This window comes from Flavobacterium crassostreae (assembly GCF_001831475.1).
GTDB classification, from domain to species: Bacteria; Bacteroidota; Bacteroidia; order Flavobacteriales; family Flavobacteriaceae; genus Flavobacterium; species Flavobacterium crassostreae.
The window spans coordinates 1,295,774-1,319,178 of record NZ_CP017688.1 but is presented as its reverse complement, the minus strand read 5'-3'; the positions used below and the strand labels follow the sequence as shown (position 1 = coordinate 1,319,178).

General features: G+C 36.8%; 22 protein-coding genes. 16 read left to right on the top strand and 6 right to left on the bottom strand.

Translation table 11 applies throughout. From position 1 onward, the window contains the following. Window positions 1-2 precede the first annotated feature (2 nt). The 5 genes from LB076_RS05955 to LB076_RS05935 all read left to right on the top strand — a co-directional run bounded on the left by LB076_RS05955 (window position 3) and on the right by LB076_RS05935 (window position 4,527). Window positions 3-905, top strand: a complete 903-nt coding sequence (locus LB076_RS05955) for a ParB/RepB/Spo0J family partition protein (protein ID WP_066333741.1) — start codon at window positions 3-5, stop codon at window positions 903-905. After that, window positions 906-1,466, top strand: coding sequence for a DUF5683 domain-containing protein (locus LB076_RS05950; RefSeq protein WP_066333744.1), 561 nt, complete (start codon window positions 906-908; stop codon window positions 1,464-1,466). Between the two features lie 44 nt (window positions 1,467-1,510). Then, on the top strand, window positions 1,511-2,212 hold the full coding sequence (gene dapB / locus LB076_RS05945; RefSeq protein WP_066333752.1) for a 4-hydroxy-tetrahydrodipicolinate reductase: 702 nt from the start codon (window positions 1,511-1,513) through the stop codon (window positions 2,210-2,212). A 27-nt stretch (window positions 2,213-2,239) separates the two neighbouring features. Next, window positions 2,240-3,814 carry a signal peptidase I gene (gene lepB, locus LB076_RS05940; protein ID WP_066333754.1) on the top strand — a complete coding sequence of 525 codons (1,575 nt, stop codon included), beginning with the start codon at window positions 2,240-2,242 and terminating at the stop codon, window positions 3,812-3,814. Between the two features lie 95 nt (window positions 3,815-3,909). After that, complete coding sequence (locus LB076_RS05935; RefSeq protein WP_066333756.1) at window positions 3,910-4,527, top strand: WbqC family protein; 618 nt, start codon at window positions 3,910-3,912, stop codon at window positions 4,525-4,527. 13 nt (window positions 4,528-4,540) lie between these two features. Here the strand turns inward: LB076_RS05935 and LB076_RS05930 are convergent, their stop codons facing one another. From LB076_RS05930 to LB076_RS05905, 6 genes are all read right to left on the bottom strand, one after another. Then, a complete protein-coding gene (locus tag LB076_RS05930; protein ID WP_066333758.1) occupies window positions 4,541-5,587 on the bottom strand; it encodes an endonuclease/exonuclease/phosphatase family protein in 1,047 nt (348 codons plus the stop codon). A 51-nt stretch (window positions 5,588-5,638) separates the two neighbouring features. Beyond that, window positions 5,639-6,505 carry a rhomboid family intramembrane serine protease gene (locus LB076_RS05925; protein ID WP_066333760.1) on the bottom strand — a complete coding sequence of 289 codons (867 nt, stop codon included), beginning with the start codon at window positions 6,503-6,505 and terminating at the stop codon, window positions 5,639-5,641. Between the two features lie 46 nt (window positions 6,506-6,551). Beyond that, window positions 6,552-7,304 carry a rhomboid family intramembrane serine protease gene (locus LB076_RS05920; RefSeq protein ID WP_066333762.1) on the bottom strand — a complete coding sequence of 251 codons (753 nt, stop codon included), beginning with the start codon at window positions 7,302-7,304 and terminating at the stop codon, window positions 6,552-6,554. Continuing rightward, window positions 7,301-9,172, bottom strand: a complete 1,872-nt coding sequence (mutL, locus tag LB076_RS05915; RefSeq protein WP_066333764.1) for a DNA mismatch repair endonuclease MutL — start codon at window positions 9,170-9,172, stop codon at window positions 7,301-7,303. The genes LB076_RS05920 and mutL overlap by 4 nt, the downstream gene beginning before the upstream one ends. A 169-nt stretch (window positions 9,173-9,341) precedes the next feature. Beyond that, window positions 9,342-9,914: a 6,7-dimethyl-8-ribityllumazine synthase gene (ribH, locus tag LB076_RS05910; protein ID WP_066333765.1), complete on the bottom strand. Its 573-nt coding sequence runs from the start codon at window positions 9,912-9,914 to the stop codon at window positions 9,342-9,344. Between the two features lie 34 nt (window positions 9,915-9,948). Beyond that, the gene (locus LB076_RS05905) at window positions 9,949-10,722 is read right to left on the bottom strand and encodes a tetratricopeptide repeat protein (RefSeq protein WP_066333769.1); all 774 of its coding nucleotides are present in this window, start codon (window positions 10,720-10,722) and stop codon (window positions 9,949-9,951) included. Between the two features lie 245 nt (window positions 10,723-10,967). On the opposite strand from LB076_RS05905, the gene recF reads away from it, so the two are divergent. The 11 genes from recF to lipA all read left to right on the top strand — a co-directional run bounded on the left by recF (window position 10,968) and on the right by lipA (window position 23,399). Continuing rightward, window positions 10,968-12,050: a DNA replication/repair protein RecF gene (gene recF / locus LB076_RS05900; protein ID WP_066333771.1), complete on the top strand. Its 1,083-nt coding sequence runs from the start codon at window positions 10,968-10,970 to the stop codon at window positions 12,048-12,050. A gap of 46 nt (window positions 12,051-12,096) precedes the next feature. Further along, window positions 12,097-14,220, top strand: coding sequence for a hybrid sensor histidine kinase/response regulator (locus tag LB076_RS05895; RefSeq protein WP_066333773.1), 2,124 nt, complete (start codon window positions 12,097-12,099; stop codon window positions 14,218-14,220). A 38-nt stretch (window positions 14,221-14,258) separates the two neighbouring features. Beyond that, window positions 14,259-14,654 carry a rhodanese-like domain-containing protein gene (locus LB076_RS05890; RefSeq protein WP_066333775.1) on the top strand — a complete coding sequence of 132 codons (396 nt, stop codon included), beginning with the start codon at window positions 14,259-14,261 and terminating at the stop codon, window positions 14,652-14,654. Between the two features lie 12 nt (window positions 14,655-14,666). Continuing rightward, window positions 14,667-15,347, top strand: a complete 681-nt coding sequence (locus tag LB076_RS05885) for a DUF2461 domain-containing protein (RefSeq protein ID WP_066333780.1) — start codon at window positions 14,667-14,669, stop codon at window positions 15,345-15,347. 9 nt (window positions 15,348-15,356) lie between these two features. Then, entirely contained in the window at window positions 15,357-16,439 is a 1,083-nt protein-coding gene (locus tag LB076_RS05880) for a glycosyltransferase (protein ID WP_066333785.1), read from the top strand. Then, entirely contained in the window at window positions 16,403-18,274 is a 1,872-nt protein-coding gene (asnB, locus tag LB076_RS05875; protein WP_176699277.1) for an asparagine synthase (glutamine-hydrolyzing), read from the top strand. Before LB076_RS05880 ends, asnB begins: the two co-directional genes overlap by 37 nt. 47 nt (window positions 18,275-18,321) lie before the next feature. Further along, window positions 18,322-19,335, top strand: coding sequence for a UDP-N-acetylmuramate dehydrogenase (gene murB / locus LB076_RS05870; RefSeq protein WP_066333790.1), 1,014 nt, complete (start codon window positions 18,322-18,324; stop codon window positions 19,333-19,335). Between the two features lie 243 nt (window positions 19,336-19,578). Next, on the top strand, window positions 19,579-20,685 hold the full coding sequence (locus tag LB076_RS05865; RefSeq protein ID WP_066333791.1) for a glycosyltransferase: 1,107 nt from the start codon (window positions 19,579-19,581) through the stop codon (window positions 20,683-20,685). Next, the gene (locus LB076_RS05860; RefSeq protein WP_066333793.1) at window positions 20,676-21,227 is read left to right on the top strand and encodes an RNA polymerase sigma factor; all 552 of its coding nucleotides are present in this window, start codon (window positions 20,676-20,678) and stop codon (window positions 21,225-21,227) included. Before LB076_RS05865 ends, LB076_RS05860 begins: the two co-directional genes overlap by 10 nt. Window positions 21,228-21,417: 190 nt before the next feature. Beyond that, entirely contained in the window at window positions 21,418-22,239 is an 822-nt protein-coding gene (locus LB076_RS05855; protein WP_066333800.1) for an energy transducer TonB, read from the top strand. A gap of 260 nt (window positions 22,240-22,499) precedes the next feature. Continuing rightward, window positions 22,500-23,399, top strand: coding sequence for a lipoyl synthase (lipA, locus tag LB076_RS05850; RefSeq protein WP_066333664.1), 900 nt, complete (start codon window positions 22,500-22,502; stop codon window positions 23,397-23,399). Window positions 23,400-23,405 lie beyond the last annotated feature (6 nt).

Below are 23,405 nucleotides of genomic sequence, written 5' to 3'. Positions count from 1 at the left end.
TTATGGCAAAAGCACTAAAAAAACAAGCATTAGGTAGAGGATTATCAGCATTATTAAAAGACCCAGAAAACGACATTCAATCTGTTAATGATAAAAATGCTGAAAAAGTTGTAGGAAATATAATTGAGCTTGATATTGATGCTATTGAGATAAATCCGTTTCAGCCTCGTAGTAATTTTAACGAAGAATCTTTAAGAGAATTAGCCATATCTATTAAAGAACTTGGGGTTATTCAACCCATAACGGTTCGTAAATTAGATTATAATAAATTTCAATTAATTTCAGGAGAGCGTCGTTTGCGCGCCTCTACCCTAGTAGGATTAACCTCTGTTCCGGCTTACATACGGATTGCTAATGACAACGAGTCTTTGGTGATGGCTCTTGTGGAAAACATCCAACGCCATGATTTAGATCCTATAGAAATTGCGCTTTCTTACCAGAGATTAATGGACGAAATACAATTAACTCAAGAACAAGTAAGCGATCGTGTAGGTAAAAAACGCTCCACAATCGCAAATTATATCCGTTTGCTAAAACTAGACCCCATTATCCAAACTGGTATTCGGGATGGATTCATTAGTATGGGGCATGGACGCGCCATCATTAACGTGGAAGATCTAGACAAACAAACCGATATTTACCACCAGATTGTAAGCAAAAACCTTTCGGTACGCGATACCGAAGCATTGGTAAAAAGCTACCAAGAAAGTTTAAAACCAAAAGCAGCTACTACAGCTCCAAAAGCAGCTCCATTTGAAATTGAAGAAACCCAAAAAAAAGCATTTAATAGCTATTTTGGCAATCTTGTAGAGGTGAAGGTAGCCGGAAACGGTAAAGGTAAAATCACCATTCCTTTTCAATCCGAAGAGGACTTCAATAGAATATTGGCACTAATAAAAAAGTAGGTGAATAAGTTAATTTACATAGGATTTTTGTGGTTGGTTTGCAACCAAATTAAGGCGCAAAATAACCAAGCACTACCCCTGATTATTAAAGACACCCTAAAAACAACCAGCCGCTCCATTGATCCTTTAACTCCTGCCAAAGCAGCTTTTTATTCTGCAATACTTCCAGGATTAGGACAAGCTTATAACAAAAAGTATTGGAAAATACCCCTAGTATATGGCGCCATGGGTACTAGCCTTTATTTCTATCTGGATAGTAATAAAAAACACAACCAGTACAGAGACGCTTACAAACGCAGGTTAGAGGGTTATAAAGACGATGCGTTTTCTAATCTTGACGATAGTAGACTAATTGCGGCACAAAAATTTTACCAACGTAACAGAGATTTATCCGCATTAATAACGGTAGGTTTTTATGTTTTGAACATCATAGATGCCAATGTAGATGCGGCTTTATTACAATTTAATGTAGATCAAAACCTATCGGTCAAACCGGTTTTATATTCTAATGATGTAACATTTAAGACAAACGTAGGACTAACTCTTAACTACTGTTTTTAAACAACTCAGAACTTTTTTTAAAACAAATTATAAAAAAATAAAAAATGAAAATTGCGCTTTTAGGATACGGAAAAATGGGGCAAGTAATTGAACGCATTGCGCTAGAAAGAGGCCACGAAATTGTACTAAAAAAAGACCAAGATACTAGCTTTGATGGACTTGATAGAGCTGATGTAGCTATAGATTTTAGTATTCCATCTGCGGCAGTGAGCAACATTACAACTTGTTTTACCCATAAAGTTCCTGTTATATCTGGAACCACCGGATGGTTAGAACAGTATGACGAAATGGTACAGCTATGCCAAAAAGAAGACGGTGCTTTTATTTCGAGCTCTAATTTTAGCCTTGGAGTGAATATATTTTTTGAACTCAATGCCTATCTAGCAAAAATGATGGCCAAACTAGACAGCTATAAGGCAACCATGGAAGAAATACATCATATACAAAAACTAGATGCACCAAGCGGAACTGCAATTTCCTTAGCAAAAGGAATTATTGAAAACAGCCACTACACCAACTGGACTTTGGAACAAGCCCAAACCCATGAAATCCATATTGAAGCCAAACGAATCACCACAGTTCCAGGTACGCATACCGTAAATTATTCCTCCGAAGTAGATAGCATCGAAATAAAACATACCGCACACAACAGAGAAGGATTTGCATTAGGAGCGGTAATTGCTGCAGAATGGATTGTAGGAAAAAAAGGCGTTTTTAGCATGAAAGACGTGTTGGAACTAAAATAACAAAGCCCTAACTTAAACTCATAAATTATGACACTATACCAATGGTTTGTATGTTTTTTGCTGATGCAAATTGTACACTTTTTGGGCACCTGGAAAATGTACGAAGCCGCAGGAAGAAAACGCTGGGAAGCTGCAATTCCGGTCTATAATGCTATTGTTTTGATGAAAATAATAGGCAAACCTATCTGGTGGACTTTATTGCTTTTTATCCCTATTATTAATCTTATCCTTTTTCCAGTACTCTGGATAGCAACCTTAAGTGTTTTTGGTAAAAGATCTACATTAGACCGTTTTTTGGCCGTAATTAGCTGTGGTTTGTATTTGTATTATGTGAACTATACCCAACCACTAAACTACAATTCAGACAACAATTTAGAACCTAAAAACAAGGCTACAGACACTGTTGGATCCTTATTATTTGCAATTATTGTAGCCACATTAGTACACACCTATCTTATACAACCCTTTACTATACCAACTTCATCTCTTGAAAAATCGTTACTCGTAGGAGACTTTCTGTTTGTAAGTAAAGTAAATTATGGTGCCCGAGTTCCAATGACTCCAGTGGCCCTACCTATGGTGCATGACTCTATACCGCTTACCAAAAACAAATCGTATTTAACATGGCCACAAGTCCCATACTTGAGGTTGCCTGCTATAGAAACCATCAAACGCTCCGATATTGTGGTGTTTAATTGGCCTGTAGATACGGTGCATTACTTTTTTGAACCCAAAGGAAAGCCTGGCGTAATAAAACCGGTAGATAAAAAATCCAATTATGTCAAACGATGTGTTGGAGTACCTGGAGATAGTTTGTCTATCAAGGAAGGGATTGTTTACATCGACGGAAATATATTGCAATTGCCTGAAAGAGCCAAGCCACAATTCTCCTACGCTGTAGCATTGGATGGCAAAACCACTATTGATTTTGAATATCTACTAAAAGATCTTGACATTACAGATCCTGTTTATTTTAAAAATCAAGAACGAAGAGACACCTTATTATTTAGTGCACTAACGGCCGCTGGAGCTGCTAGATTAAAAAATGTTCCAGGCATCACAGCCGTAGAAAGGCAAATTGCCACTACCGCAAATTCTGCTATATTTCCGCATAATAACCAATGGAGTCAAGACAATTTTGGACCTATATATATTCCTAAAAAAGGAGCCCGTGTTGCCATTAACACCAAAACACTACCCTTTTATCACCGAATAATTACCGATTATGAACAAAATGAAGCGGGCGAAAAAAACGATCTAAAACTGATTGGGGACGAAATTTTGCTCAACGGAGTAGTTATAAAAGACTATACTTTTAAACAAAACTACTATTGGATGATGGGAGACAACCGCCATAATTCTGAAGATAGCCGTTATTGGGGTTTTGTACCCGAAGATCACATTGTAGGAAAACCAATCTTTATATGGCTAAGCTGGGATAGCAATGCAAAAGGCATCAACAAGATCCGTTGGAACAGGGTTTTCACTACAGTAAGCGGCGAAGGCCAACCACAATCTTACTTTAAATATTTCTTGATTGCATTAGCCGTATTTTTTATTGGAGAATATTTTTGGAAAAAAAGAAAAGAAAACAAAGTATAATTACATACTACCCAATCCAAAGTCATAAAGTAGCTTTTTTAGAGTTACTTTATGGCTTTTTGATTTTATAGAATGCCATCCTAATTTTAATATAAATGAATACCTTATTACACCCTACCTACTTTCCTTCAATTAGTCATTTTGTAGCCCTAACACAAGCAAAACAACTTGTCTTTGAAACCGAGGATAATTTCCAGAAACAAACCAACCGAAACCGAGCGTATATTTACAGTCCCAACGGCATACAATTGCTAAACATACCTATAAAACACGCTAAATTAGGTCCTCAAAAAACAAAAGACATACAAATTGACACGGATTTTGACTGGCAAAAACAGCATTTTAAATCTCTAGAAGCCGCGTATCGAAATGCGCCTTTTTTTGAGTACTTTGAAGATGATTTGCGTATGATTTTTGAAAAAAAACACCGCTTTTTATTGGATTTAAACTACCAAACTTTAGACTTTATGGCATGTAGCTTGCGCCAAAAGATAGCCTATGATACCACCACAGCATACCAGCACGAAGTCGATTCTGGACTTTTTATAGACCATCGTCATTTAGTTAACGGCAAAAAAGACACTTCCTGCTTTGCGGCTTACAAACAAGTTTTTGACGATAAACACGGTTTTATCAACAACTTAAGCATTCTTGATTTATTGTTTAATGAAGGTAAATTCACTATAGACTACCTACAAGAACAATCTCTATAATGGTTCCCCGAAATTAATCCATGGAGAGTTGCGCCATGATAGGATAATGGTCTGAATTTTCAAAATCCGAAAATGTTTCAAATCGTTTTACCTTCATGATAGGATCTGCAAATATATAATCAATTCTGGCGGGGTAGTATTTAAATCTATAGGTTTTTCCAAAACCAAGCCCTGCTTGTTCAAAAGCATCATTCAAACCGCCTTTAACATCCCGATACACATACGAATAGGCGCTATTGTTCATGTCTCCACAAATAATAACGGGATAGCTACAGTTTTTTTTATGTTCTTTAAAAATAGCAGCTTGTTGTTGTTGCTGTTTAAAAGCTTTGCTGATTCTAAAAAACATCATTTGTGATTTTCCAGTATTAATTACCTCAATATTTTCGGATATTTCATCTACATCGGGAGATATTTTTATAGACTGCAAATGCATATTATACACTCGGATAATGTCTTTTCCTTTTTTTATATCGGCATAAATAACGTTGTTGTTCGAATTAGGAAAAACAATGTTTCCTTGGCTTATAATTGGAAATTTAGAAAAAATTGCCTGCCCGGTTTTTATTTTATTCCCTTGCATCAAAATATATTTGTGGCGGTACACCTTTAAATCCATATTGGCAGAGTTAGAATACTCTTGTATGCACAAAATATCGGGGTTTTTTTCATTTATAAAATCCAGAATAGTTTCGGGTACTTCTTCTTTATCCAACCATTTAAACAGGTTAAACAAACGAACATTATAACTCATTACTATAAAATTCTTCTCGCTCTCAGGATATTCTTTTGCCGAAAACTTATAAAATTTATTAATAAAGGTAATTCCCATCAAAAGAACCAAGCCAGATAAAATCATTCTTTTTTTGAACTGAAGCATCCAATAGACAAAAAACAAGGCATTAAGTATAAAAAACAAAGGAATAAAAAGTGTCAGAACCGACAAAACAGGAAACAATTTAGGCGCCAAAAAAGGCAGCACATAGGCTATAAAGGTAACCGATATGAGTGCCACATTCAAGAGATACATGCCTCTATTGAACCAAGAAAGGTTTTTCATAGTGTAATTATTCCGTGGGTTATTTTTAAATCAAACATTGCCAATGCATTTTTATTTTCCTGTTTTAAATAAAAATTCTTTTTCTTCTTTAGATAAACTATCGTAACCCGATTGACTAATTTTGTCTAGTATTTCATCTATTTGTTGCTGTGTTTTATCTTTGGTAACAATTCTAGAAATTGGTTTTTGTTTTACCGTCTGGGTATAATTTTTGTGCACTTTTTTAAAAGGAGCTGCCGAAGATCTTTGGAATGGATTGGCAAAAAAAGCAAGCACCGCAGTTACAATCTTACTCAAATCGGTTCCATTTTGGAGCAATTGGATAAACAACCACCCAAAAAAAGCACCTGCCAAATGGGATAGATGCCCTCCGGTATTATCTAATCTAAATTGCATTAAATCTATTATTAAAACCACGGCGGTTAGCTGCCATAGCTTAACCTTACCAAAAACTAACAACTGCACTCCCAACAATGGTTGGTAAGACGTGATGGCCACTAAAACAGCCATAATTGCTGCAGATGCCCCAACAATAGATGCAGTTAAATTTAAAAAAAAATATGCTCCTACAAAAATAATTCCTGCAAATATAGCTCCAAGTACATACAATCCTAAAAGTTGCTTTTGTGTAAAAAAAGTAAGAAACAACGAACTGGCAAAATTTAGAATTACCATATTAAAAAGCAAATGCCAAAAACCATCATGAAAGAAGGCATAGGTCAGAAAAGTCCACGGAAAAATCAAAAAATCTGGAGCTGCCGTGTGTAGCGCTATCCAGTTCGGAAAATTAAAATTTCCTGCTGAAAACTGGTAAAAAAATACTAGTGAAATTAAGAAACAACCTACGTTCCAGTAGATCAATCGGTGGGTAATTCCTCCTAGTTTGTATTGTAATTTTAAATCGTCTAAAATAGTCATCCTTTACTTTCTTGTTTATACCTTTATCGTGTTCCAAAATAGCTCTTTAGTGCCATCTGTTGCTGTTGAATTGGTTTTTTTTCCAATACCACATAATCAAAAAACCAAACAAAGCGCCACCCACATGTGCAAAATGCGCTATTCCAGGACCTCCATTACCAAAGATAGACTGCCCTGACATACCTAAATACAAATCTATTAAAACCAATCCTGGTACAAAATATTTTGCCTTAATAGGCACCGGAATAAATAACAAAGCCAACTCCGCATTTGGGAACAAGAAAGCAAAGGCCACAATTACACCATAAATTGCTCCAGAAGCACCTACTACAGTACCCAAATACGCACTCGTGAAATTTTGAAATTCAGAAACCGTTAGTAACTCTTGCCATTGGGTATTAATTTTTCCTTGGTCTAAAAGTTGCAAAATATCTGCTTTATAAAAACCACTTGCAACCAAGGCATCCAAACCTTGGTTAAAATAATAATAATTAATAGCCGTATGTAATACTGCGGCTCCTAAGCCACAGGATATATAAAAAAACAAAAACTTTTTGCCTCCCCATATACTCTCTAATGCAGAACCAAAAGAATAAAGTGCAAACATATTAAAGAAAATATGCATAAATCCCCCGTGCATGAACATGTGGGTTATGGGTTGCCAAAACTGAAAAAATCCATTTTCAGGAAAATACATGGCTAGAATTTTGTAGGCTGCATCTCCTACCAGTAACGTTCCTAAAAAGAACAATACATTAATTATAATTATTTGTTTTACGGTTTCGGTTACCTGTATCATAGTGCAAATTTTTTATCTATATCTTCCACACGCATGGTGATGAAAGTGGGTTTTTGAAATGGGGAAACATTAGGGTCTTTGCAAGCAAAAAGCCCGTTTACTAAATTTTCTTGTTCTTTGATAGTCAGTGCTGTTCCTGTTTTTACAGCCAAACTCTTTGCCATAGATTTTGCTATGGTATCATTCTGACTAAAACTACTCTCGGGTATGCCATCTTGCAGATCACTTAATAGCTGTTCTAAAACCAACGAAACTTCACTTTCGGTAACATTTACGGGGGTTCCAGAAATCACCACATGATCTGCTGCTGTTTGCTCAAACACAAAACCGGTATTTATCAGAGATAACTTTAGCTCTTGGATAAGTTCCATTTCTATGGCTGAAAAATACAACTCCAACGGAAACAGCAATTGCTGGCTTGAGGCTTGCTGCAGGGTCATGTTGGTCAAAAATTGCTCATACAAAACCCGCTGATGGGCCCGCTGTTGGTCCACAATAACCATTCCTGATTTTATAGGCGATACAATATATTTTTTATGAATTTGATAGGCATTATGCACCGATTGCTCTACCTCTTGGTCATTAAACAAAGAACCTGTTACGGCTTCGCTCTCAAATGACATTTCATGAAGCGCATTCTCTGTAGCCCCATCCGATTCTAAACCTACATACAAGCTCTCCCAACTGGCAGCTGCTGGGGCATTTTTAGAATACGATCCCGCTCCAGAACCTCCTGCATAATGCTTGTTAGGGCTATCCTCCCGAAATGGATTGAAACTGCGGTCTATTTGTATGGTAGGTGTTTCTCCCTTTAAATCTTTGTAACTATAAGGCGTATCTAAATTGGCATCTCTATCAAAATCTAGAACTGGCGCCACATTAAACTGACCCAAACTATGCTTGATAGACGCTCTCAATATGGCATACAAAGCATGCTCATCATCAAATTTTATTTCAGTTTTGGTAGGATGAATGTTTATATCAATGGTATTTGCAGGGACTTTTAGATACAAAAAATAACTGGGCTGTGCACCTTCTTTCAGAACCCCATCATAGGCAGCCATTACCGCATGGTGCAAATAGCCGCTTTTTATAAAACGATCGTTCACAAAAAAAAATTGTTCTCCCCTACTTTTTTTAGCAAATTCTGGCTTTCCTACAAATCCTTGAATGCTCATAATATCCGTTTCTTCTTGAACTGGAACGAGTTTTTCATTGGTTTTTCCGGCAAAAACAGCTACAATTCGTTGTCTTAAGCTAGAGGCCGGAAGGTTAAACATTTCGCTACCATTGTGGTAAAAAGCAAAACCAATAGTAGGATGTGCCAGCGCTACTCTATGAAACTCGTCCATTATGTGCCGGTACTCTACCGTATCGGATTTTAAAAAATTACGTCTTGCGGGTATATTAAAAAATAAATTCTTTACAGCAAAGGAGGTTCCTCTTGGCAAAACAGCAACTTCTTGCGAGATTACTTTACTGCCTTCTATTATTATTTGGGTCCCTAATTCGTCGGGCTCTTGTTTGGTTTTCATCTCCACATGTGCAATTGCTGCAATGGATGCTAATGCTTCGCCTCGGAATCCTTTTGTATTTAACGAAAATAAATCTTCTGCCAGTCTTATTTTTGAGGTTGCATGACGTTCAAAGCACAAACGAGCATCCGTAACACTCATTCCTTTGCCGTTATCAATGACTTGAATTAATGCTTTTCCGGCATCTTTTATAATCAACTTAATATCCGTAGCATTTGCATCTACTGCATTTTCTAGCAATTCTTTTACCACTGAAGCGGGTCTTTGAACAACCTCTCCAGCAGCAATTTGATTTGCAACATGATCCGGAAGTAATTGAATGATACTTGACATTAAAAAATGTATTTGATGTTTTAAAAAAAATTAATTAGTTGGCCTGTAGCGAACACAAATTTAACCATTTTATACGGGCTTTAACCCTATATAGTATCATAAATAAAACCAAAAAACCTATACCATTTGTAGAACAGTATAGGTTAGTTTGTAACATATTTATTTATTTTTAATCTTCGATTTTTAAGGGCAAATCTTCTAATTGTAATTGACCCGAAGACAATAAGTTTGGTTTTTTATATTCGTGTGTTAAAGAGGCTTGTTGCCGTATAAAAGCCATTTTAATTGCTGCAATAGCTGCTTCGGTACCTTTGTTGCCATGTATACCACCGCTTCTGTCTATGGATTGCTGCATGGTGTTATCTGTAAGTACGCAAAAAATAACAGGCACATCGGTTTGCACATTGAGATCCTTTATGCCTTGTGTAACACCCTCGCAAACAAAATCAAAATGCTTGGTTTCTCCTTGTATAACACATCCTATAGCAATAATGGCGTCTACATTTTGGGTTTGCAACATTTTTTTGCAACCATAAATAAGCTCAAAACTACCCGGAACATTCCAACGAATAATATTAGAATCTTGTACCTGGTTATCCAAAAAAGCATCATAAGCTCCTTTATAGAGCCCCTCGGTTATGGTTTCATTCCATTCCGAAACTACCACTCCAAAACGAAAATCTTTGGCCTTTGGGAGCGTGTTTTTGTCGTACACTGATAAATTTTTATTTAAAGTAGCCATAATTTTATATTTAGATTTTAGATCGCAAATGCAATTATTGTGCTAAACCTATCAAAGCATCTACTTTGGTAGCTTCGGGGGCAGCATCAAAATTCTCTTTGATGTCTGTAAAATACTTTAACGCTGCTTCTTTTTCACCTAATGCAAGGGCTGTTTTTCCTGCTTTTAACAAAAATCGTGGCGTAGTGAAATCATTTTTGTTTACCTCAACCGCTTTTAAATAATACTCTAAAGCTTCTTTTGGCTCGTTTTTTTGAGCGTATGCATCTCCAATGGCACCTTTGGCTAATGCTTTTAAAACAATATCCTCGGAGTCAAACTTTTTTAAATAGTCTATAGCCTCCGTATATTTACCAATATTTAAATACGCAATTCCAGCGTAGTAATTTGCTAGGTTTCCGGCATCGGTACCCGAGTACTCTTCTGCAATTTTCACAAAACCAAACTTACCTTCGGATCCGTTTAAAGACAATTTGTATAATGAATCACTAGCTACACCATCGGTTGCTTGCTGAAAATTTTGCTGTGCCACAAACATTTCGTTTGCTGCATCTACTTGTTTTGGTTCTGCAATAAATTTTTGATAAACTAAATATCCTACCGTAATTAAGGCAACGGCTCCAACAAAACCAATGATTATTTTTTGGTTTCTAGCTACCCAGTCTTCGGTTTTAGAGGCGGTTTCGTCTAATTTTGAAAAAACTTCTTCAGTAGTACTGTCATTTGCTTCAACATTTACGTCTTCAACGGTATCTTTTACTTCTTTTTCTTTTGGGGTCTTATATCCTCTTTTACTGTAAGTAGCCATTTAAATTTATATTTAGTGAACCGCAAAAATAAAATTTTTATTCAAACCCACACAAAAAAAGACGCTTTTTATGTTTTAATTACAAAAACTATTTTAAAATCACAGCTACTATTTTGTAGCCAAAAAAAAATTAACAACTGATTAGAGTACAAAAACGGCTTGTTCTAGATATTTTTCAATAATTTGCACCCGCTTAAAAACGCACATCCAAAGAACCTAATTTACTATACCCAGTAAGCCCTAACATGTATTTAAAAAAAATTTCCTTATTCAATTATAAAAATTTTGCAGAAGCCTCTTTTGAGTTTAAAGGTAGGATTACTTGTTTTGTAGGCAAGAACGGAATTGGAAAAACCAATGTTCTGGATGCCATTTATCATTTAGCCTACGGCAAAAGTTATTTTAATCCGTTAGCAGTACAGAATATAAAACACGGAGAAGATTTTTTTGTGATTGATGCTGAATTTATCAAAAACGACCGCACCGAACACCTAGTTTGTAGTCTTAAAAAAGGCCAAAAAAAAGTATTAAAACGCAATGCCAAGGTGTATGACAAATTCTCGGATCATATTGGTTTTATTCCGTTAGTGATTATTTCGCCCGCAGACCGCGATTTAATTGTAGAAGGGAGTGAAACCCGCCGAAAATTTATGGATAGTGTTATCTCTCAATCCAATCCGGAGTATTTGCAAAAACTCATTCAGTACCAAAAAGTAATGAGCCAACGCAATGCATTATTAAAATACTTTGCCTTAAACCATGTTTTTGAAAAAGATACTCTAGCCATATATAACGAACAATTAGAGGCCTATGGTAGTTATATTTTTGAAAAAAGAAACGCCTTTTTGGCCGAGTTTCTGCCTATCTTTAACCAACACCATTTTGCCATTGCCGGAACCGAAGAAGAAGTGCAAATAGTTTACGAAAGCCATTTGTTTAGCAAAGATCTTTTGACTCTATTTGAAGAAAATACTGCCAAAGACCGGGCTTTACAATATACCAGTGTTGGAACCCATAAAGATGATTTATTATTTAAAATTGACGGCCATTTGATCAAAAAATTTGGCTCCCAAGGCCAACAAAAATCTTTTTTGATTGCCTTAAAATTAGCCCAATTTGAATTTCTGAAAAAACAAAGTGGCGTTAAACCCTTGTTGTTATTGGATGATATTTTTGATAAATTAGATGAAAACAGGGTTTCAAAAATCATTGAGATGGTAAATAGAGATACTTTTGGACAACTTTTTATCTCCGACACCCATCCAGAGAGAACCGAAGCAATTGTAAAATCAACACAGCAATCGTATCAAATGTTTCCTTTATCTTAGCATTATAGCTATAGTATAGATCCATTTTTGTTAAATAAATACCCTAATGAAAAAAATTACTATTAGAAAAGCCGTACTCATTGCGCTCTTTTTTTCGATCCTTTTGACCCAAATACTCTTGTATAAAACCTGGAGTAACCAAAACCAAGACAAACAAACCATAGCACATAACCTAGAAGACGCCCTGCAGCCCAACTTGTCTTTGTTGTATTCTAACCAAGCTACAAAACACTACCTCAAGGCAACAAATAATTTTAACGAATACTTGCTGTCGCATCAGGCCGATAATCTAAAAAACTACAAAGTAGCACTAGATTCAATGGCATTTTATTTAGGACAATTAAGTATATTATCCAAAACAGACTCTGGGTTTTCTAAAGTGATTAATCGCAAAAAAGGTACCGAAAAAGCTGTAGCCACACTACAAACACAATTGGACTCGTTGATTAATAGCAAAAAAAATATAGGCACTCAAAATGCTAAAGTTACTTTTTCTATCCAAAAATACGATTACAACAAAGTACTGAGTTCCATCACCTATGATACCGTTAAAAAAGTTAGCCAAACCAATAAAAAAAGCCTTTTTGGACGTATTGGCAATGCCTTAAAAGGAAAACTAGACACCAATAAAGAAGAGACCCAATCGGTTATTAAAATGGTGTTTAATAACCAAGAAAAATCGGGTTCTTTTGAGGAACAATTGCGCAACTCGTTCCAACTAACGGAGCAATACTACATCCGTAACCTTAATAGCATTAAAAATACCTATAACTTATTGAAAGCAAAAGATTATGAATTGCTAGAAATAAACAAAAAAATTGTACAAAAGAGCCAAGAAATCTTACTGTTTTATACTAAATCATCTCAAGAAGACTCTAAAATAAAATATTTAACAAGCTATCAAAAATACCAAAACGAGCTTGACAAAAAAGAAAGCACTATTTTAAACTTACTATTGCTTATGAGTCTGGCAACCATACTGTTGTTGCTTTACACTATATATGCCTACGTCAGAGAATCTAATTTGTATGCCGCCAAACAAGTTACCGAAAAAAACTTAAACAACAAAAACCAGCTAATAGGCATGTTAAGCCATGAAATGAGAGCTCCGTTGAGTATTATTTCTAATTTTTCAAAGAAATTAAAAAAACAAAATTCAAACCCAGAATTAACTCCTGTCATCCATTCGCTTGATTTTGCTTCAAGTTCACTCCAAATGACCGTGAGTCAGATTTTAGAATTTTTGAAAAACGAAAACAACCAACTCAAAGCGTATCCTTCTAAAATGAATATTCAACAAGAGATCCAACCCCTTGTAGACTCTCTGCAATCTTTATCAGAAGCCAAAAACATTACACTGGTGTCTAATTTAGATCCCAGTACCAATATAGCTGTGTGGGCAGATAATGTAAAAATACACCAGTTGTTTTACAACCTTATTGTCAATGCCATCAAGTTTACTAACCAAGGCACCATTACCGTAAATACCAAAATTAGTACGCACCAAAACAAATACCGCCTAGAGGTTGCTATTACAGATACCGGAATTGGAATCTCAGAACAAGATATTGGCAGTATTTTTGACAAATTTTACCAAAGCAGCAACAACAAATCACAGCGCAATTATGGCGCAGGTCTAGGCCTTAGCCTATGCAAAGACATTGTAACGCTTTTTGATGGAAAAATAACTGCCAAAAGCACCTTAAATGTGGGTACCCAAATGACATTCTACCTGCTTTTGGAGCCTCTAAAACCTGAATTAGAATCCTATCAAACCCAATTAAAAAACAAATTTAAAGACCAATCCATTACTATTGCAGTTGTTGATGACGATGCTTTAACGCTTCGGGTTGTCAAAAAATTAATTGAAAACGTAGGGTTTAAAGCCGCTGTTTTTGAGAGAGCGCCACAAATCACTGCGTATTTAAACCAACATGTGGTAGACCTGATTGTTACCGATATTCAAATTTTTGACTATTCCGGGATTGAATTGTCCAAGGATATCAAAAAAAGCAACAACCCAAACCAATCCAAACCCATAATGGCGCTAACTAGTGATACCTACATCGGTTCCAAAACAGCTGTTGCTTTGGGATTTGACGCCACTATCATCAAACCCGTTAATAAAGAAGAATTTTATGAAAAAATACTAAACTTGTTATGCGTTTAAAAAAAAACTACCTTTAATAATTAAAACCCATTTTACGGATGAAAAAATATATTCTACTCTTTTTTATAAGCAGTTTTATGCTTCTTGGTTGTCAAAAACCCTACTCACAACAACTACATGTTGTATCTCCCGAAGCTTTTTCTGAAAAAATAGAAAACACAGCCAACGCTCAAATTTTGGACGTACGTACCCCCGAAGAATTCCAACAAGGCCACTTGCTCAAAGCCCAAAACATCGATTGGTTGGGTACTCAATTTGAAGCCCAGAGCAAACAATTGGATCCAACCAAAGCCGTTTTTGTATATTGCAAAAGTGGTCGCCGAAGCAAAGAAGCATCTAGCAAACTCAAAGAACTCGGGTTTACTACTATTTATGAATTAGACGGCGGGTTTTTAAGATGGCATTCTGAGGGAATGCAAAGTACTAAAAATTAAAAAAAAACTACCATGCTCACTAAAGAAAGTGTACAGTTTCTAGACGATTTAAACGCCAATAACAACCGAGATTGGTTTGCTGCCAATAAAAAAAGATACGATGTCTTTAAAAAAGATTACCAACAGTTGGTTGCTGCCTTTTTAGATATCATGAAGCCACTAGACCCTTCTCTTGAGATGCTGGAAGTAAAAAATTGCACTTTTAGGATTAATAGAGACATTCGTTTCTCTAAAGACAAATCTCCCTATAAATCCCATTTGGGCATTTGGTTGTCCTCTGGAGCCAAAGGCAAAAACAGAGCAGGATATTACGTCCATATAGAACGAGGAGCTAGTTTTATTGCAGGCGGTTTTTATGCTCCTTTGCCCGAAGATTTAAAAAAAATCAGAAAAGAGATTGCTTTTTTTTATGAAGATTTAGAAACTATCATCCAAGACCAAACCTTCCAAAAAGAATTTGGAAGCTTCTCCAGAACAGACAAAAGCACCCTTAAAAATCCGCCAAGAGGCTATGATAAAGACCATCCAGCCCTGGATTTACTCAAACTAAAAAGCTTTGAAGTACTCCAAGAATTTGATTTTACCGAAATAACCCAAAAGGATTTTGCAGCCAATAAATGTAAAAAATTAATTTTATTACAACCCTTAAATGAATTTCTTAACCGTGCTGTAACTGCAGATCAAGAGGTATAATCTAGGAACATGCAAAAAAGAAAAATACTTTTTTTGGGCGAAACCTATCGCGCTGATGCAATTACTTGGCAAAAAGGACTCCAAGAATTTGGCGGTTTTGAGATCCAGAGTTGGGAGCTCCAAACACCCTCAAATAGCTTTAAAAACCGCTGGTTGCGAGGTTTCGAATTTGTGACCGCTATTTTTAAAATCCGAAAAATAGTACGATCCGTACAGCCAGATCTAGTGGTTGCCGAACGCACCACAAGTTATGGTTTTCTGGCAGCACTCTCGGGTGCCAATTGTATTGTGATAGCCCAACAAGGCATCACAGACTTGTGGCCTATTGGCTCTTTGAGCTATCCTATAAAAAAAATAATGCAGCAATACACCTTCCAGAAAGCCCATTTGATACACGCTTGGGGATCCGTGATGACTCCTGCTATGCTGGCCGCTGGTGCAAACATGCAAAAAGTACTGGTTCTGCCCAAAGGGATTGATCTAAAACGCTTTAAACCTAATACTGCATTGGCGACCCAAAAAATACATGCTATAGTAACGCGTTCTTTAACCCCAGAGTATGGGCACGAAGTTATTCTGAAAGCCTTTGCAATATTAGACCAAAAAGGCGTTGATTTTGAGCTCACCATTCTGGGAGATGGCAGCTGCATGAGCGATTTAAAAAAACAAACCTCTAGACTGCAACTCCAGCAAAAAGTACGCTTTTTAGGCAGCGTGTTGTACACGGAGTTACCCCAACATTTACAAAAAGCAAATTACTACCTCAGCATGCCAAATACCGAAGGAGTTTCGGCTTCTTTATTTGAGGCCATGGCTACCCACTGCTACCCAATTGTGTCGGATATTGCCGGCAATCAGCAATGGATCACCCACAATCAAAACGGGTCTTTGGTTGCCGTTGGAGATTACCAAACCCTTGCCGAAACTATTTTGAATACCTATAAGCAACCCGAATACCGTAGCAAGGCTCTCGATTTTAATTTAAATTTAGTACAACAACAGGCCAATTACCAAATCAATATGGCACTAATCGCCCAAAAATACCACGAGCTCCTTTGGAGCCATCAAGACCAACAACCATGTGCGGAATAAACGGAATATTACATCTTCAATCCCAAAAAAAAGTGTCCCTTAGTTGTGTTACCAAAATGCGGGATGCGCTAGAACACAGGGGACCTGATGACAAGGGGGTTTTTATCGAAAACAATCTTGGACTAGGCCACAGACGTTTGTCTATTTTGGATCTTTCGGCTGCAGCCAAACAGCCTTTTGTTTCCCAGAACCAACGTTATATAATGGTATATAATGGCGAAATATATAATTTTAAAGATTTTTATCCCGAATTAAAAAACAAAGGGTTTGTATTAAAAACCAGCTCAGATACAGAGGTGCTCTTGCTTCTCTACCAATTGTATGGGCTAGAAATGCTACCCCGCCTCAACGGTATGTTTGCGTTTGCAATTTGGGATACCGAACAAAAAAAATTGGTTCTGGCCCGAGACCGAATGGGAGTCAAACCATTATATTATAGCTTTTACAACCAAACGCTGTATTTTGCCTCAGAGCAAAAAGCCTTATTTGCAGCAGGTGTACCTCTAAAAATAGCACAAGACTCTCTAGAAGAATATGTTTTTAACCGTTTTGTTGCCGGCGAAAACACCTTGTATCAAAACGTAAAAAAAGTACTTCCTGGCCACCATATCCACATTTATCCAAACCAAAAAGTTGTGGTCCAAAAATGGTGGGATTTAAAACACGAAATCCAAAACCAAGCTACCATCCAAAATCCAGTAGACTGGTTTACCTCCACCTTAGATGCCTCCGTAAAACTCCGCATGGTTAGTGATGCTCCTGTAGGAGTTTTGCTCAGTGGAGGCCTGGATTCTTCTTCTATTTTGGCTTCTCTAAAGGCGCAAAATTTTAAAAATATTAGCACCTTTAATATTGGCTTTAAAGAGAAGCAACACAACGAATCTCATTTGGCAAAAATGCTATCGGACCAACTAGAATATCCTTTTGAGACCATACAATTAGAAGACTACCAGTTATACGAGCAACTTTTAAACGCTACCTATTTTCAAGACGAACCAATCATGCACCTGAATGAACCGCACCTTTTGACCATTGCACAAAAAGCCAAAAGCAAGGTAAAAGTATTGCTCTCCGGCGAAGGTGCCGATGAACTAATGGGAGGTTATGTGCGCTATAAACCCTTGCAATATCCTTCCTTACTTGGTATAATTGCCAAGATGGGTAGCTTTGGTCTTTTTGCCCAAAAAGCACGTTACGAAAAACTAATCCGCTATGCGCAAATACCAACTCATGCTGGTTTGGTACTTTATAATGGTTGTAACATCTATCCACCAGATATTGCAAAACAATTTGGCTTACTTAGAGCACCTCAAAACCAGTACAGAAACCATATTTATCAAGAGGCCAAAGAAGTATATCCTAACAATTTAAGACGTCAAGCCTTATACTTTGACCAACACACCTACCTCAACTCTTTATTAGACAGAAATGACCGCACTACTATGGGGGCTGGGATAGAATGTAGAGAACCATTTTTAGACCAACGACTAATCACCGGACTCGGAAGCTTGGATGACCAATGGTTTTTTAGGGGCAAAAAAGGCAAATACATTCTAAAAACGGCCATGCAAGAACGCTTACCTTCAGAAATTTTGAATTTTAAAAAAATAGGACTGAGCGCACCATGGGGAGATTATTTAATAAAAAGTGCTGTTTTTAAACAAGAATTAAGCTCTTTTGCTGCAAGCGAACTCTTTGAAATGCCTTATTTTAACCACTTGGATGGCCGCAAACTAGTTCGTAATTTCCAGAAAGGAGACCCACGGATGGCTGCATACATCCTGCCCTTATTTATGATGCATATTTGGTTAAAAACGTATCCAACTAAATTTTAATTCTTACTTTTGAGGCCTGTTTACACTAATACAAAGCACCTTATTTTATGGAAATCCAGCATGACTTTTCTTTAAAAAACTACAATACTTTTGGCATTGAAGCCAAGGCCAAAGAGTTTGTTGCCGTACACTCTGTTATGGAATTAAAAACGCTTTTGGCAAAAACCCACTTGGTTCCTAAATTTATACTTGGCGGAGGTAGCAATATGTTGTTAACCAAAGATATTGATGCTTTGGTGGTGCATGTGGATTTAAAAGGCAAAAAAATAATCCAACAGAATGACGCGTATGTTTGGGTAGAGAGTCAGGCTGGAGAAAACTGGCATGAATTTGTGCTCTGGACCATCAACCAAGATTTTGGCGGATTAGAGAATATGTCCCTTATTCCTGGAAACGTAGGTACCACGCCTGTGCAAAACATTGGCGCTTATGGCACCGAAATCAAAGATTGTTTTGTATCCTGTACGGCTATTGCCATCCAAAACCAAGAAGAAGTCACCTTCACTAAAGAGCAATGCCATTTTGGCTACCGTGAAAGCATTTTTAAAAATACCGCTAAAGACCAGTATATCATTACATCGGTGGTTTTTAAATTGACCAAAAAAAACCACCAGATCAATACCTCTTATGGAGATATTACCAACCAATTGGCGCAAAAAAACATTACAAACCCTAGTTTAAAAGACATCAGTAATGCCGTAATTGCAATCCGAAAAAGCAAGTTGCCGGATCCAAAAGAATTAGGAAACAGTGGTAGTTTTTTTAAAAACCCTATTCTTTCTAAAACTGCGTTCCAACCTATTTTGGCTAAATTTCCGGAGATGAAATTTTTTGAAATATCTGCAACCCAAGTAAAAGTTCCTGCAGGATGGCTCATTGAGCAAGCAGGTTTTAAAGGCAAACGTTTTGGCGACGCCGGAATACACAAAAATCAAGCTCTTGTTTTAGTGAATTATGGGCAAGCAACAGGTCAAGAAATTTTAGAGGTATCCAAAACAATACAACAAACTATTTTGGACACTTTTGGTATTGCTATCGAGGCCGAAGTCAATATCATCTAGATCCAAATATGGTTATAAAACCACTTCTGGCTGTCTTGTTTCTAGAATGGCTTAGGTATGTTTTTTTTCAGAAAAAAAAATTAAAAATGTAAGAAAGAAGCTTCAATAAAGTCGGATACAAGTTTCCAGAATACTTTAGAGCCTAATTTGGGTATTATTTTAGTATTAATTCTAAATGCATGGTTTAATTTTACTGTTGGTATGCCTATCTTTGCAGATTATTTGAAAATTTATTGAACGCTAATGCTTATATCCATCCTATACTTCTTTATTTGTATTGTTGTTATACAATTAGTTTATTATGCCGCTATTTTTGGCAAATTTGCTTTTGCAAAAAAACAACATACGGTACCCAAAAAACTTCCCATTTCGGTGGTGGTATGTGCTAAAAATGAAGAGGAAAATGTGGCACAATTTATTCCGCTTTTGGCACAACAAGATTATCCTGATTTTGAAATTGTTTTGATAGATGATGCCTCTAGTGACCATACTTTGGATGTTTTTGAAGAATTAGAAAAGCAATATCCAAATATTCGGTTGGTAAAAGTAGCCAATAACGAAGCCTTTTGGGGTAATAAAAAATATGCCTTAACCTTAGGAATAAAAGCCGCCAAAAAAGACTATTTGCTTTTTACGGATGCGGATTGCTATCCTAATTCTAAAGATTGGATAACTGCAATGAGTGCCCAATTTACGATGCAAAAAACCATTGTTCTGGGATATGGTGGTTACGAAAAAGTGGCCAACTCTTTTTTGAATAAAATAATTCGTTTTGAAACCCTGCTAACAGCACTGCAATATTTTTCGTGGGCAAAAGTTGGTAGTCCTTATATGGGCGTTGGAAGAAACCTTGCCTATAAAAAAGAGGTTTTTTTTGATGTAAATGGGTTTATTAGCCACATCCAAGTAAGGTCTGGTGATGATGATTTATTTATAAATGAGGCTGCCAATGCCAAAAATACTGCCCTTGTTTATACCAAAGAAAGCTTTACCTATTCAAAACCCAAAACAAATTATAAGGCTTGGATAACCCAAAAAAGACGCCATATTACTACAGCAAACCATTACAAAAAACGAGACCAATTTAAGCTTGGGCTATTTTATGGCTCCCAACTTTTATTTCTGATAACTGCTGTGGTATTGTTGGCTTTTGAGTTTCAGTGGATGCTAGTATTGGGCCTAATTTTAATTCGGTATTTTTGCGCCTGGACTGTGGTGGGCTACACTAGTTTAAAATTAGACGAAAAAGATTTAAAATATTGGTTTCCGGTGGTAGAACTGGTGCTTATTGTTACCCAATTACATGTTTTTATACTAAATATCTTCTCAAAACCAACCCATTGGAAGTAGCCAAACAAATAGAAAAAGCCAAAAAAGGAGATCAAGTTGCCTTTACCTTTCTATTGAATCAGTATTGGAATCAGGTATATGCCTTTATGCTCAAGCGTACCGAAAACCAAACCACTGCCGAGGATATTACTATTGAAACGTTCTCTAAAGCCTTTGATAAAATCGGCACGTACAACACTGCATTTCAATTCAATACTTGGTTAATTACTATTGCCAAAAACGTGCATATTGATGTAATGCGCAAAAAAAAGACCAATCTATTTGTTGAAATCACAAACCGAGAGGACCAAAAAGCCTACAATATTGCAGATACCACGCCATCTGCTGAAGACGAACTGATTACGCAACAAAATCTTTCGCGTTTATTACAATGTATTAAAGAACTGCAGCCGCATTACCAAGAGGTAATACAATTGCGGTACTTTCAGGAAATGAGCTACCAAGAAATTGCCACTACTATTAACGAACCTTTAAGCAATGTGAAGATAAAATTGCTGCGTGCCAAAAAATTACTGGCAGAGATTATCCAAAGCAAACGCTAGTAGTGCTTTTTGTTTTTCTGTAAAAAAAACTTCGCTTTATTAGATTTATTTAAAATTATTGTGATTTAGACTCTTTGTATTGAAGCTAATTAACTAAATTGGAACAATAATCCTTTTAGGGTTTTCGTTATGCTTTAAATACTTATTTGCTTATGATTTAAGAACTACCTAACCTTTAAATCTTTAAATTATGTCTAAATCAAGCATTTACGAAACCAACTGGATCGATCTGGTTTTTGAAAACAAAAACAAAGAATACGGGGCGTATGTATTGCGCAAGGAGAATGCAAAGACTTCTTTTTTTGCACTCGGTATAGGGGTGTTGTTGTGCGCTACCTTAATTGGCGCTCCCAAAGCAATTGGACTGTTTTATAACCATCCTGCTCTTATTATAGAAACCGTACTGGATCCTATAGAAAAAATTATTCAAATTACGCCAATAACTCTAGCTACTACACCGCCTCAAATGCCTGCAGTAAAAGCTGCAGTAGCAAAAGTACCTGATGTAGCTGCTCCAAAATTACTTGCCAACCCTACTATTGTTAAGGCAGATTTGGCTACTCCAGATAGCGCCCTTAATAAAGAGGTTCTGGCAATGGCTCCAACGGCTACCGATGCCACCGGGGCCCCAACTCTAGGGTCTCTAGATTCTGGAGGTACGGCTGCCGTTACTGCTCCTACGGACTATGGAAACACGTTGGTATCGGGTGCGGTGTTGGACAAGTTACCAGAATTTCCGGGTGGTATAGAGGCATTTTATCGTTTTATAGCGCATCAATTTGTGAGTCCTGAAATTTATGGCACGCATAACATACGGATCTATGTGTCTTTTGTGATAGAAAAGGATGGTTCTATGACTGCGATTCAGGTTATGAATAATCCGGGGTATGGCCTGGACAAAGAGGCTATCCGAGTTTTGAAAGCCATGAAAATGAAATGGTCTCCAGCTATGGTGGGATCTAAGGCGGTGCGTACTGCTTATAATTTGCCCATTACGGTGCAGCTCCACTAAATGGGTGGGTTTTGCAACTATTTTATGGCTTTTAGCTATTGTTTTGGGTTGTTTGTTTTGTAGATAATGCCCTAGCCCAGATAGTAGCGGCATCCTTTTGTGCCCCAAAACCGCTGTAAAGAGCGGTTTTGGGGTATAAAAGATAGAGCGGATAGCTGGAAATTGCTCCTAAAAACAAAAAACTATCTGAAACCTTGGCGGGTCAAATTGTGTGTTTTAGGTACACATTATGTATCTTTGTATATTGAAAAATGAATTTTATGAAAACTGTTTTAGAAAATAATTTAGCCGTGGCAACAGCGGATCAAACGGAAAAAACAATAACCAAACCAAAATGGTTGAAGGTAAAGTTGCCTATCGGAAAAAAATATACGGAACTCAGAGGTCTTGTGGACAAATATAGCTTAAATACCATTTGTACTTCGGGGAGTTGCCCCAATATGGGCGAATGCTGGGGCGAAGGAACGGCTACTTTTATGATTTTAGGAAATACGTGTACTCGTTCTTGCGGGTTTTGCGGGGTGAAAACAGGAAGACCTGAGACGGTGGAATGGGATGAACCAGAAAAAGTGGCTCGTTCTATCAAAATAATGAACATTAAACATGCTGTAATTACGAGCGTGGATAGGGATGATTTAAAAGATGGTGGGTCTATTATATGGATTGAAACCGTAAAAGCCATCCGTAGAATGAACCCTACTACTACCTTGGAGACTTTAATACCTGATTTTCAAGGAATTGAAAGAAATATTGATCGTATTGTGCAGGCCAATCCAGAGGTGGTTTCTCATAATGTGGAAACGGTTAGAAGGCTTACTAGAGAAGTGCGTATTCAGGCTAAATACGACCGTAGTTTGGAGGTATTGCGTTATTTGAAAGAAAAAGGCATCCGCCGTACTAAATCCGGAATTATGTTGGGGTTGGGAGAGCTTGAGGAAGAGGTTTTTCAGACCTTGAGAGACCTGCGTGAGGCTAATGTGGATGTTGTGACTATAGGCCAATACTTACAACCAAGTAAAAAACATTTGCCCGTTAAAGAGTTTATAACTCCAGAACAATTTGCTATTTACGAAAAATTTGGATTGGAGTTAGGTTTTAGACACGTGGAAAGCGGACCGCTTGTGCGCTCTTCGTACAAAGCACAAAAACATATTTTATAAAATAAG

Coding starts and splice junctions, on each gene's coding strand:
- lepB (WP_066333754.1), top strand. CDS start 2,240: ATGACACTATACCAATGGTTTGTATGTTTTTTGCTGATGCAAATTGTA.
- lipA (WP_066333664.1), top strand. CDS start 22,500: ATGAAAACTGTTTTAGAAAATAATTTAGCCGTGGCAACAGCGGATCAA.
- LB076_RS05920 (WP_066333762.1), bottom strand. CDS start 7,304: ATGATACAGGTAACCGAAACCGTAAAACAAATAATTATAATTAATGTA.
- LB076_RS05935 (WP_066333756.1), top strand. CDS start 3,910: ATGAATACCTTATTACACCCTACCTACTTTCCTTCAATTAGTCATTTT.
- LB076_RS05885 (WP_066333780.1), top strand. CDS start 14,667: ATGCTCACTAAAGAAAGTGTACAGTTTCTAGACGATTTAAACGCCAAT.
- LB076_RS05955 (WP_066333741.1), top strand. CDS start 3: ATGGCAAAAGCACTAAAAAAACAAGCATTAGGTAGAGGATTATCAGCA.
- dapB (WP_066333752.1), top strand. CDS start 1,511: ATGAAAATTGCGCTTTTAGGATACGGAAAAATGGGGCAAGTAATTGAA.
- LB076_RS05895 (WP_066333773.1), top strand. CDS start 12,097: ATGAAAAAAATTACTATTAGAAAAGCCGTACTCATTGCGCTCTTTTTT.
- LB076_RS05905 (WP_066333769.1), bottom strand. CDS start 10,722: ATGGCTACTTACAGTAAAAGAGGATATAAGACCCCAAAAGAAAAAGAA.
- LB076_RS05925 (WP_066333760.1), bottom strand. CDS start 6,505: ATGACTATTTTAGACGATTTAAAATTACAATACAAACTAGGAGGAATT.
- LB076_RS05930 (WP_066333758.1), bottom strand. CDS start 5,587: ATGAAAAACCTTTCTTGGTTCAATAGAGGCATGTATCTCTTGAATGTG.
- ribH (WP_066333765.1), bottom strand. CDS start 9,914: ATGGCTACTTTAAATAAAAATTTATCAGTGTACGACAAAAACACGCTC.
- murB (WP_066333790.1), top strand. CDS start 18,322: ATGGAAATCCAGCATGACTTTTCTTTAAAAAACTACAATACTTTTGGC.
- mutL (WP_066333764.1), bottom strand. CDS start 9,172: ATGTCAAGTATCATTCAATTACTTCCGGATCATGTTGCAAATCAAATT.
- LB076_RS05880 (WP_066333785.1), top strand. CDS start 15,357: ATGCAAAAAAGAAAAATACTTTTTTTGGGCGAAACCTATCGCGCTGAT.
- LB076_RS05855 (WP_066333800.1), top strand. CDS start 21,418: ATGTCTAAATCAAGCATTTACGAAACCAACTGGATCGATCTGGTTTTT.
- LB076_RS05865 (WP_066333791.1), top strand. CDS start 19,579: ATGCTTATATCCATCCTATACTTCTTTATTTGTATTGTTGTTATACAA.
- recF (WP_066333771.1), top strand. CDS start 10,968: ATGTATTTAAAAAAAATTTCCTTATTCAATTATAAAAATTTTGCAGAA.
- LB076_RS05890 (WP_066333775.1), top strand. CDS start 14,259: ATGAAAAAATATATTCTACTCTTTTTTATAAGCAGTTTTATGCTTCTT.